This is a genomic window from Actinoplanes sp. NPDC024001 (assembly GCF_040638955.1).
Taxonomy (GTDB): Bacteria; Actinomycetota; Actinomycetes; order Mycobacteriales; family Micromonosporaceae; genus Actinoplanes.
Map to the genome: position 1 here is coordinate 47,721 of NZ_JBEZZB010000053.1, position 8,741 is coordinate 56,461.

Genomic DNA, 8,741 nt, shown 5'->3' on the forward strand with positions numbered 1-8,741 from the left:
TCAGGGGGTGACGATGGCGAAGTCGGGGTCGGGTTCGGACAGGGCGGCCAGGAGCCGGCCCAGCGCCGCCCGGTCGCCGTCGACGGTGACGCCCGCGGCGTCGCCCGTCGTCAGCGCCAGCGGCAGCACCGCGCTGGTGAGGATCAGCGAGGCGTCCGCCGGCTCCGGTCGGGACGCCGCCGTGTAGGTGAGCACCCCGTTGCGCAGCGTCAGCCGATAGCGGCGTCCCAGGTCGGTGAGGAGCACGTCCACCGTCACCCGCTCGTCCCAGCAGCGGGGGCCGTCGACCCGGATCGCCATGGTGTCGAACAGCTGCTCCGGGGTGAGCTGGGAGATCAGGTCACCGGAGCTGGTGGAGACCGGGGTGCCGAACCCGCCGTGCCGCAGCTCGTGGGCGGCGGAGAGGTACACGCAGCGCCAGGTGCCGTTCTCCGAGCCGTACCCGAGCTGCTCGTAGGCGCCGGCCAGCAGGGCCCGGGCCGCCGCGTGCTCCGGTTCGGCGAAGACCACGTGGTTGAGCACCTCGGCGGCCCAGCGGAAGTCGCCGGCCGCCAGGCTGGCCCGGGTCTTGTCCACCACGGCGTCGGCGCCGCCCATGAACTCCACGTAGCGGCGGGCCGCCTCGACCGGCGGGTGCGGCCACAGGTGGGCCGGGTTGCCGTCGTACCAGCCGAGATAGCGCTGGTAGACGGCCTTCACGTTGTGGCTCACCGAACCGTAGTAGCCGCGGGCGTGCCAGGCCTGCTCCAGCGCCGGGGGCAACTGGATGGCCTCGGCGATCTCCGGACCGGTCAGGCCGATGTTCAGCATCCGGACGGTCTGGTCGTGCAGATAGGCGTAGAGGTCGCGCTGCAGCAGCAGGAACTCCACGGCGCGCTCGCGGCCCCAGGTCGGCCAGTGGTGCGAGGCGAACACCACCTCCAGGTCGGCGCCGAACATGTCGACGGCGTCGGTGAGGTAACCGGCCCAGGCGTGCGGGTCGCGGACCTCGGCGCCGCGCAGGGTCAGCAGGTTGTGCAGGTTGTGCACGGCGTTCTCGGCCAGGCACAGCGCCCGGTGGTCCGGGAAGTAGAAGTGCATCTCGGCGGGCGCCTCGCTGCCCGGCGCCATCTGGAAGACCATCCGTACGCCGTCGACCGTCTCCTCCTGGCCGGTGTGCGTGATCTCCAGCGTCGGCGGGATCAGCGTGATCGTGCCGGTCGAGTTGGTCTGGCCCAGCCCGGCGCCCACCTGTCCCTGCGGGCCGCGCGGCAGCACCGCGCCGTACATGTAGGCGGCCCGGCGGGCCATCGCCGTTCCGGCGTAGACGTTCTCCCGCACGGCGTGCTCGACGAACCCGGCCGGGGCCAGCACCGGCACGCCGTCGGCGGTGTCTCCGGGCAGCACGCCGCGGGCCCCGCCGAAGTGGTCGACGTGGCTGTGCGTGTAGATGAGGCCGGTCACCGGGCGGTCGCCGCGATGCGCGCGGTAGAGCGCGATGGCGGCGGCTGCCGTCTCCACCGAGATCAGCGGGTCGATCACGATGACGCCGCGTTCGCCCTCGACGAAGGTGATGTTCGACAGGTCGAAGCCGCGCACCTGGAAGATGCCGGGGACCACCTCGAACAGGCCGTGCATCGCGGTGAGCTGGGACTGCCGCCACAGACTCGGGTTCACCGTCGCGGGGGCGTCGCCGGTGAGGAACCGGTACGGCTCGCTGTCCCAGACCACGCGGCCCTCGGACGTGTGCACCAGCGTCCGGTCCAGCGCGGCGACGAAACCACGCTGGGCGTCCTCGAAGTCCTGCCGGTCGTGGAACGGCAGCGCCTTGCTCAGGTACTCGTGCTGAGCCTCGATGGTGCGGCTCGCCGGTTCGGACATGATCCGCCCTTCAGTGGTGGAAGCCGGACGTGGTCGCGTCGTGCGCCGGGCCGGACTGCTTGTCGAGGTGCTGCAGATGCCGTTTCAGGTCCTCGACCAGCAGGTCCGCCAGGTCGTGGGTGAAGCCGCGGCGCACCACGATCCGCAGCGCGGCGAGATCCTCCCGGTTCTTCGGGAACGTGTACGCGGGCACCTGCCAGCCCCGCTCGCGCAGCGCCTGGGAGACGTCGAAGACGGTGTAGTTGGTGATCCCGTCGCGCAGCTTCACCGCGAAGACCGGCAGCTCGTCACCACGGGTGATCAGCTCGAACGGCCCGAGGTCGGCGATCTGCCCGGACAGCCGGGTGGCGACCTCCCGGGCGTAACCGTGCACCCGGGCGTAGCCCTCGAACCCCAGCCGCAGGAAGTTGTAGTACTGCGCGACGACCTGCGCGCCGGGCCGGGAGAAGTTCAGCGCGAAGGTCGGCATGTCGTCGCCGAGGTAGTTGACCCAGAAGATCAGGTCCTCGGGCAGCGCCTGCGCGTCGCGCCAGACGATCCAGCCGACACCGGGGTAGACCAGGCCGTACTTGTGCCCCGACGTGTTGATCGACGCGACCCGGGGCAGCTGGAAGTCCCACACCAGGTCCGGGTCGAGGAAGGGCGCGACGAACGCGCCGGAGGCGCCGTCCACGTGCACCGGGACGTCGATGCCGGTGCGGGCCTGGTAGTCGTCGAGGGCCGCGCAGATCTCGGCGACCGGCTCGTAGGAGCCGTCGAAGGTGGAGCCGAGCACCGCGACCACGCCGATGGTGTTCTCGTCGCAGAGCCGCACCGCCTCCTCGGCGTTCAGGTGGAAACGGTCGCCGTCCATCGGGACCAGCCGCATCTCGACGTCCCAGTAGTTGGCGAACTTCTCCCAGCACACCTGCACGTTGATGCCCATGACCAGGTTCGGCCGGCCCGGCTTGCCCTGGCGCTGCCAGCGCCGCTTCAGCGCCAGCCCGCCGAGCATCGCGGCCTCGCTGGAGCCGGTGGTCGAGCAGCCGGTCGCCTGCCGGGGGTCGGGCGCGTTCCACAGCCGGCTCAGGATGTGCACGCACCGCGACTCGATCTCCGCGGTCTGCGGGTACTCGTCCTTGTCGATCATGTTCTTGTCGAAGCACTCGGCCATCAACCGGTCGGCCTGCGGCTCCATCCAGGTGGTGACGAAGGTGGCGGTGTTCAGCCGCGAGTTCCCGTCGAGCATCAGCTCGTCGTGCACGATCTGGTAGGCCACGTCCGGTGGCATCTCGCCGGCCGGTATCTCGTGGCGCGGGATCGCCACTCCCTCCAGGCCGAATCGCGGTGCCACCGACAGCACCGGGGACACCGGCCGGGCCGCTTTGGGATGTTTCAACATCGCGCGTCTCCCCTCGTCGCTGCCACCCATCACAGCGACGCGAGGTCGGCAATGCCTCCCCCGCCGCGGATGATTACGCGGTACGCGACCGCGGGAAGATCACCGGCGGCCTTCTTCGGGACCGGTCACGCGCGTGCGGATCGCTGCGGTGTTGTCGCCCCCGACCGCCACCGAACCCGGGCCGCTCGCGGTGACACCCGGACCCGGAGGCACGGCCGGTGGCGGCGGAGCCGTCCCGCTGACCTCGGTGGACACCGCGCCCGAGTTGTTGCCGCCGATGCCCACCGACCCCGTCCCGGCGGCTGTCGTGGGAGGCGGCGCCGGCCGCGACGGGAGGAGATGGGGCGCGCCGAGGGCGACCAGCGCGAGCACGGCGGCGACGCTGCTGGCGACCTTGTCCGCCCGCTCCAGCCCGACCGCGACCAGATATCCGATCAGCGCGAGCAGGATGACGGCGAAGGCGACCCGGCCGGGCCAGACCCAGCTCCGACGGCGATGCGGCATGCCACCAGTCTAGGAAGTGAAGCCCGCCGCGAACTCCTCCGACGGCTCCACATTGGTGATCACGTCGATCATGACGCCGTCCGGCCCGGCGACGATGAAGTGGCGCTGGCCGAAGGCCTCGGTGCGGATCGGCAGCAGCGGCTCCAGGGCGCCCCCGCCGACCAGCCGCTCCCACTCGGCGTCGACGTCGTCGACCTCCAGGTTGAGCAGCATCCCGCCGGCGGCCGGGCCACGGTAGGCGGCGGGGATGGTCTCGTGGTCGCGGTCCAGCACGGCGAGTTCCCACCGGTCGCGGCGCAGGCTCACGTACCAGTCGGCCTCGAAGGTGCTCTCGAACCCGAAGTGCTTGCGGTAGAAGGCCGCGGTGGCGGCCACGTCGCCGGTCATCAGGACCGGGTACCAGCTGGTCAGTGCCATGACTTCCCCCTTTACATACACTGTGCAGGTAAGTGGAGCATACATACAGCGTGTATGTAAAGGGAGGACGGGGCATGGCGCGGGCCACCAAGGAGCAGAGCGAGATCACCGCCAGGCGGATCCGGGAGGTGGCGACCGCCATGTTCGCCGAGCGCGGTTACGCGGCCGTCGGCCTGGAGGAGGTGGCCGCCGCCGCGGAGGTGACCCGCGGCGCGGTCTACCACCACTACCGCAACAAGCAGGCGCTGTTCGAGGCGGTCGCGGCCGCCGCGCAGCAGCGGGTCGCCGACGCGGTGACCACCGCGGCGGATGCGGCCGGCGAGCCGTGGGACGGCCTGGTCGCCGGTTGCCGGGCGTTCCTGACCGCGAGCGTGACCGACACCCACCGGCGGATCCTGCTGCTGGACGCGCCGGCGGTGATGGGCTGGAGCACCTGGCGCCGCCAGGACGCGGCCGCCTCCGGGCACCACCTCGCCGAGGCGGTCGCCGAGCTGGCCGCGGCCGGCCACCTGCGGGTCACCTCGCCGGACGCGACCGCCGCGCTGCTCTCCGGGGCGATGAACGAGGCGGCGCTGCGGATCGCCGAGTCACCCGACCGGGACGCCGCCCTCGACGAGACCTGGGCCGACCTGCTGCGCCTGCTGAACGGCCTGCGCCCGGCCGACCGGGCCGGCGGCTAGAGCGCCAGGCAGCGGCCGTCGTGCAGGGGCCCCGCCGGCTAGGCCTGCAGCACCCCGTCGTCGTGGAAGCCCAGCACACAGGCGCGGCCGACCGGCACCGCCAGCATCACGCTGCCGAGCGGCGCCGGGTCCTCGGCCCGGGCCGTCCGCACGATCGCCCGGACCAGGCCGGCCCCGGCCAGTGCCGACGCGATCTCAGTCACCCCCGGAGCCGGAGTTGCGGACGGGACGGCCGCCTCGACATTTGCCCTGACCTTCTCGGCCGCGGTGCGCTCGTAGTCCTCGAGGGGACGCCGCCACAGCCGGTAGTTCGCGAAGCTGTCGCACGGCGACGGCGTGCCCTCCACCCGGATGCAGCTGATGAACAGTGGAGTGGGCGAGACCGGCGTGGCGACCGGCCCGGAACTGGCCCGGTCCATCGCGAACAGGCCCGACCAGGCCAGACCGGCGACCGCGAAGACCCCGGCCAGCAGGCCCCACCAGCGTTTTGTCACCGGCGCACGATACATAAGGTGGGGCGGTGACCGGAAAAGACATCGTCCTCGTCCTGGACTGCGCCGATCTCGACCGCTCGGCGGCGTTCTGGTGCGAGGTCCTCGACTATCGCGCCGAGCCCGGCGGCACCGGCCGGTACCGCAGGCTGCTGCCCGCCGGCCGGCCCGGGGTCGAGCTGCTGCTGCAGCGGGTGCCGGAGCCGAAGACCGACGTCAAGAACCGGCTGCATCTGGACCTGCGCGTGCCCGACCTGACCACCGAGGTGGCCCGGGTGATCGAGGCCGGCGGGCGACAGGTCACCGACACCCCGGTGGTCGAGGACGGCTGGACATGGCACGTGCTGGCCGATCCGGACGGCAACGAGTTCTGCGTGCTTCAGCCGCCGCTGCCGAAGTGAGTCAGGCCCAGCCGGGCGGCCGCGTCGTAGGCGAGCAGGAACCCGACGATGCCGACGATCCAGGCCAGTGTGTTGCTGTTCGCCATCCAGTCGCTGATCCGGGTCAGCGGCTTGCTGACCCATTCCCCGGCGACCAGCCGCAGCGCCAGCAGCAGCACCGCGGGCACGATCATCACCAGGCAGTAACCGGCCATCACCAGCCCGACCTGCGCCGTGGGCAGCTGCGCGGTGGTGAGCAGGCCGATCGCGCCGAGGTAGGGCAGCATGGTCGTCACCTCGGCCGCCGCCGCCGCGAGCGCCAGCACCGCGAGACCGCGGGCGCCCCGCTCGTCGGAGAGGGCCCGCTCCCGCCAGCGCAGCAGGCGCCCACCGCCGGCGCCCCGCTTCTGGTTCTGCTCCAGCCGGAAACTCCAGAAGAACAGGGCGGCGCCGATGACGAGCTGGGTCCACATCGCCGGGCGGGTGTCGAGGACCCGGCTGATCTGCGGCAGGAACGCGTCGGCGCCGAGCGCCACGGCCACCCCGATGACGAAGTAGAACGCGGCGACCGTACCCAGGAAGATCAGGATGCGGCCGGGCCGCAGCCGGCCCGGATGCAGCATCAGCCAGATCGGGATCAGCAGCGTGCCGAAGCTGGTGGAATCGATCAGCGCCAGCACGGCCAGCGATCCCAGGAGAGCGACATCCATGCGCTCATCGTCGGCGGCCGGCGCCTGACGGCGCGTCGGCCGAAGGATGTCCGGCCCACCGGCGCATACATCCTTCGGGGTACGCCGCAGCCGCCCATCCGTGATGGGATGAGGGCGTGGGGCTGAAAGCGCGCTGGAAGAACAGCACCCGCTTCCAGGACGCCGGATATGCCGCCGGGACGTTCGTGGCGGGTCTGGCCGTCAACCTCGTCGGGCTCGTCAACATCTGGGACATTCCGGAGCCACCGGCCCTGGCCGCTCTGCCCGAAGGGTGGCACACCCTCCCGCTGGCGATCGGGTGCCTCGCCATGCTCGGCAAACGCCGTCACCCGATGCTCGCGCTCGGGGTCGGCACCGCCGCGGCCGTTGCGGACATCCTGCTCGGCGGCAGCATCGCACTCGTCATGGTGCTGTTCGACCTGATCTTCTCGGTCGGCCTGTTCGCCTCCGCCCGCGCCCGCGCCTCGGTGACGACCGCGGTGTTCGTGCTGATCGGCACGGTCAGCGTGGTCGGCGGGCTGGCCACCGGCGAGTTCCGGGTCGCCGTCTTCATCGCCCTGCAGTTGATCACGCTGCTGTTCGTGCCGCTGTGGTGGGCGGCGAACATCCGCCAGCAGCGCCAGCTCGGCGCCCTGGACGCCGAGCGCACCGCCCGCGAGGCGGTCCTGGCCGAACGCGCCTCGATGGCCCGCGACCTGCACGACGTCATCGCCGCCCACCTGTCCACCACGGCGATCCACTCCGGCGCGGCCCTGGCCCGGCCGCCGGACACCGACCGGGACCGGGCGACCCTGCAGGCGGTGCGTACCAGCAGCCTGGCCGCCCTCGAGGAGATGCGCTCCATGATCATGCTGTTGCGCGCGGACGATCCCGCGGCGAGCGACCCGACGCTGCCGGGCGGCCTGGACCGGCTGCCCGACCTGGTCGAGGCGGCCGCCGCGGGCGGGCTGCGGATCGACACCCGGATCCGGGACGTCCCGGGCATCCCGGCGGTGGTGGCGCACACCGTCTACCGGATCGTGCGGGAGGCGCTGACCAACGCGGGCAAGCACGCGCCGGAGTCGGACGTCCGCCTGGAGGTCCGCCCGGCCGGCGACGTGGTGACGGTGACCGTCGCCAACACCCTGACCGGGGCGGCCACCCTCGACCATCACGCGCTGAGCTCGGGCACCGGCCTGACCTCGATCCGGGAGCGGGCGGCGCTGCTCGGCGGCGAGCTGACCGCGGGCCGCGACGGCGACCTGTTCCGGGTGCGGGCCACGCTGCCGCTGCGGAGCGAGCCGTGACCGATCAGCAGATCCGGGTGCTGCTCGCCGACGACCACGCCGCCATCCGGGCCGGGATGCGGCTCATGCTGGAGCAGGCGCCGGACATCGTCGTGGTCGGTGAGGCCGCCGACGGCGCGGTCGCGGTGCGGCAGGCCACCGCGCTGCGCCCGGACGTGGTGCTGATGGACATCCGGATGCCCGGCACCGACGGGATCAGCGCGACCCGGGCGATCACCACGGCCGGCCTGGCCGACGTGCTGATCCTGACCACGTTCGACTTCGACGACTACCTGTTCGGCGCGCTGCGCGCGGGCGCCGCCGGTTTCCTGCTGAAGTCGGTGGAGCCGGTCGCCCTGATCGACGCGGTCCGCCGGGTCGCGGCCGGCGACGGGTTCCTGGCGCCGGAGGTGACCCGCCGGCTGCTGGCCGCGTTCGTGTCGGCCGGCTCGGCGCCGGCGGCCGCCCCGGCTTCGCCGGCGCTGGACAGCCTCACCGACCGCGAACGCGACGTGCTCGCCGCGCTGGGCCGAGGCCTGTCCAACGCCGATCTCGCCGCCGAGCTGGCGATCACCGAGGCCACCGCGAAGACCCACGTGTCGCGGGTGCTGGCCAAGCTGGGCTGCAGCTCGCGGGTGCAGGCCGCGATCCTGGCGAAGGAGGCCGGCCTGGCCTGACCGCGATCACGCCGCGGCCCACGCCGGCAGGCGACCCGGCGCCGGCAAGCGACCCGCGCCGGCCCGCACACCCGGGATCAGCCCACCGCGGCCCGCCGGCAAGCAGCCCGGCGCTGGCCGCACACCCCGGCATCAGCCGGCTGCGGCCCACTCGAGCAGGCGGTTCAGGTGCGGGTCCTCGGCGCCGGCCGTGCTGCCGGGATCGCCGAGGACGACCTCCCCGCCGGAGCCGTCGATGGTGACGAGCGTGCCCTCCGGCACCACCCGGTCACCGGCCCGGACGCAGCCCGCCGCCTCGTCGACGGTCAGGGCGGCCGCGCCGACCACCGCCGGCCGGCCCAGCGACCGGGCCACCACGGCGGCGTGGCTGGCCGGC

General features: G+C 72.7%; 11 protein-coding genes. 4 read left to right on the forward strand and 7 right to left on the reverse strand.

All coding sequences use genetic code 11. The features are described 5' to 3' along the window. The 4 genes from AB0F81_RS21740 to AB0F81_RS21755 form a co-directional block, all read right to left on the reverse strand. Nucleotides 1-1,860, reverse strand: coding sequence for an alkyl sulfatase dimerization domain-containing protein (locus tag AB0F81_RS21740; protein WP_360199947.1), 1,860 nt, complete (start codon nucleotides 1,858-1,860; stop codon nucleotides 1-3). A 10-nt stretch (nucleotides 1,861-1,870) separates the two neighbouring features. After that, nucleotides 1,871-3,241 carry a glutamate decarboxylase gene (locus tag AB0F81_RS21745; RefSeq protein WP_360199949.1) on the reverse strand — a complete coding sequence of 457 codons (1,371 nt, stop codon included), beginning with the start codon at nucleotides 3,239-3,241 and terminating at the stop codon, nucleotides 1,871-1,873. Between the two features lie 99 nt (nucleotides 3,242-3,340). Continuing rightward, the gene (locus tag AB0F81_RS21750) at nucleotides 3,341-3,745 is read right to left on the reverse strand and encodes a hypothetical protein (protein WP_360199951.1); all 405 of its coding nucleotides are present in this window, start codon (nucleotides 3,743-3,745) and stop codon (nucleotides 3,341-3,343) included. A 9-nt stretch (nucleotides 3,746-3,754) separates the two neighbouring features. Then, nucleotides 3,755-4,162, reverse strand: coding sequence for a VOC family protein (locus AB0F81_RS21755; RefSeq protein WP_360199953.1), 408 nt, complete (start codon nucleotides 4,160-4,162; stop codon nucleotides 3,755-3,757). A gap of 74 nt (nucleotides 4,163-4,236) precedes the next feature. On the opposite strand from AB0F81_RS21755, the gene AB0F81_RS21760 reads away from it, so the two are divergent. Continuing rightward, nucleotides 4,237-4,842 carry a TetR family transcriptional regulator gene (locus tag AB0F81_RS21760; protein ID WP_360199955.1) on the forward strand — a complete coding sequence of 202 codons (606 nt, stop codon included), beginning with the start codon at nucleotides 4,237-4,239 and terminating at the stop codon, nucleotides 4,840-4,842. A 38-nt stretch (nucleotides 4,843-4,880) separates the two neighbouring features. On the opposite strand, the gene AB0F81_RS21765 is transcribed toward AB0F81_RS21760, so the two are convergent. Further along, nucleotides 4,881-5,336: a hypothetical protein gene (locus AB0F81_RS21765; protein WP_360199957.1), complete on the reverse strand. Its 456-nt coding sequence runs from the start codon at nucleotides 5,334-5,336 to the stop codon at nucleotides 4,881-4,883. A gap of 26 nt (nucleotides 5,337-5,362) precedes the next feature. Here AB0F81_RS21765 and AB0F81_RS21770 point away from each other — a divergent pair, with 26 nt between their 5' ends. Continuing rightward, nucleotides 5,363-5,734 carry a VOC family protein gene (locus tag AB0F81_RS21770; protein WP_360199959.1) on the forward strand — a complete coding sequence of 124 codons (372 nt, stop codon included), beginning with the start codon at nucleotides 5,363-5,365 and terminating at the stop codon, nucleotides 5,732-5,734. Here AB0F81_RS21770 and AB0F81_RS21775 read toward each other — a convergent pair. After that, entirely contained in the window at nucleotides 5,713-6,423 is a 711-nt protein-coding gene (locus AB0F81_RS21775; protein WP_360199961.1) for a GAP family protein, read from the reverse strand. The two genes, AB0F81_RS21770 and AB0F81_RS21775, sit on opposite strands and share 22 nt — an antisense overlap. Before the next feature lie 116 nt (nucleotides 6,424-6,539). Between AB0F81_RS21775 and AB0F81_RS21780 the strand changes: the two genes are divergently transcribed. Continuing rightward, the gene (locus AB0F81_RS21780) at nucleotides 6,540-7,709 is read left to right on the forward strand and encodes a histidine kinase (protein ID WP_360199963.1); all 1,170 of its coding nucleotides are present in this window, start codon (nucleotides 6,540-6,542) and stop codon (nucleotides 7,707-7,709) included. Further along, nucleotides 7,706-8,365: a response regulator transcription factor gene (locus AB0F81_RS21785; RefSeq protein WP_360199965.1), complete on the forward strand. Its 660-nt coding sequence runs from the start codon at nucleotides 7,706-7,708 to the stop codon at nucleotides 8,363-8,365. Before AB0F81_RS21780 ends, AB0F81_RS21785 begins: the two co-directional genes overlap by 4 nt. 132 nt (nucleotides 8,366-8,497) lie before the next feature. Here AB0F81_RS21785 and AB0F81_RS21790 read toward each other — a convergent pair. Beyond that, on the reverse strand, nucleotides 8,498-8,741 hold a 244-nt coding region (locus AB0F81_RS21790; protein ID WP_360199967.1), incomplete at its 5' end, for a PEP-utilizing enzyme.

What these genes read in the sequence shown, in the direction of transcription:
- AB0F81_RS21740 (WP_360199947.1), bottom strand. Translation starts at nt 1,860, where the DNA reads ATGTCCGAACCGGCGAGCCGCACCATCGAGGCTCAGCACGAGTACCTG.
- AB0F81_RS21745 (WP_360199949.1), bottom strand. Translation starts at nt 3,241, where the DNA reads ATGTTGAAACATCCCAAAGCGGCCCGGCCGGTGTCCCCGGTGCTGTCG.
- AB0F81_RS21750 (WP_360199951.1), bottom strand. Translation starts at nt 3,745, where the DNA reads ATGCCGCATCGCCGTCGGAGCTGGGTCTGGCCCGGCCGGGTCGCCTTC.
- AB0F81_RS21755 (WP_360199953.1), bottom strand. Translation starts at nt 4,162, where the DNA reads ATGGCACTGACCAGCTGGTACCCGGTCCTGATGACCGGCGACGTGGCC.
- AB0F81_RS21760 (WP_360199955.1), top strand. Translation starts at nt 4,237, where the DNA reads ATGGCGCGGGCCACCAAGGAGCAGAGCGAGATCACCGCCAGGCGGATC.
- AB0F81_RS21775 (WP_360199961.1), bottom strand. Translation starts at nt 6,423, where the DNA reads ATGGATGTCGCTCTCCTGGGATCGCTGGCCGTGCTGGCGCTGATCGAT.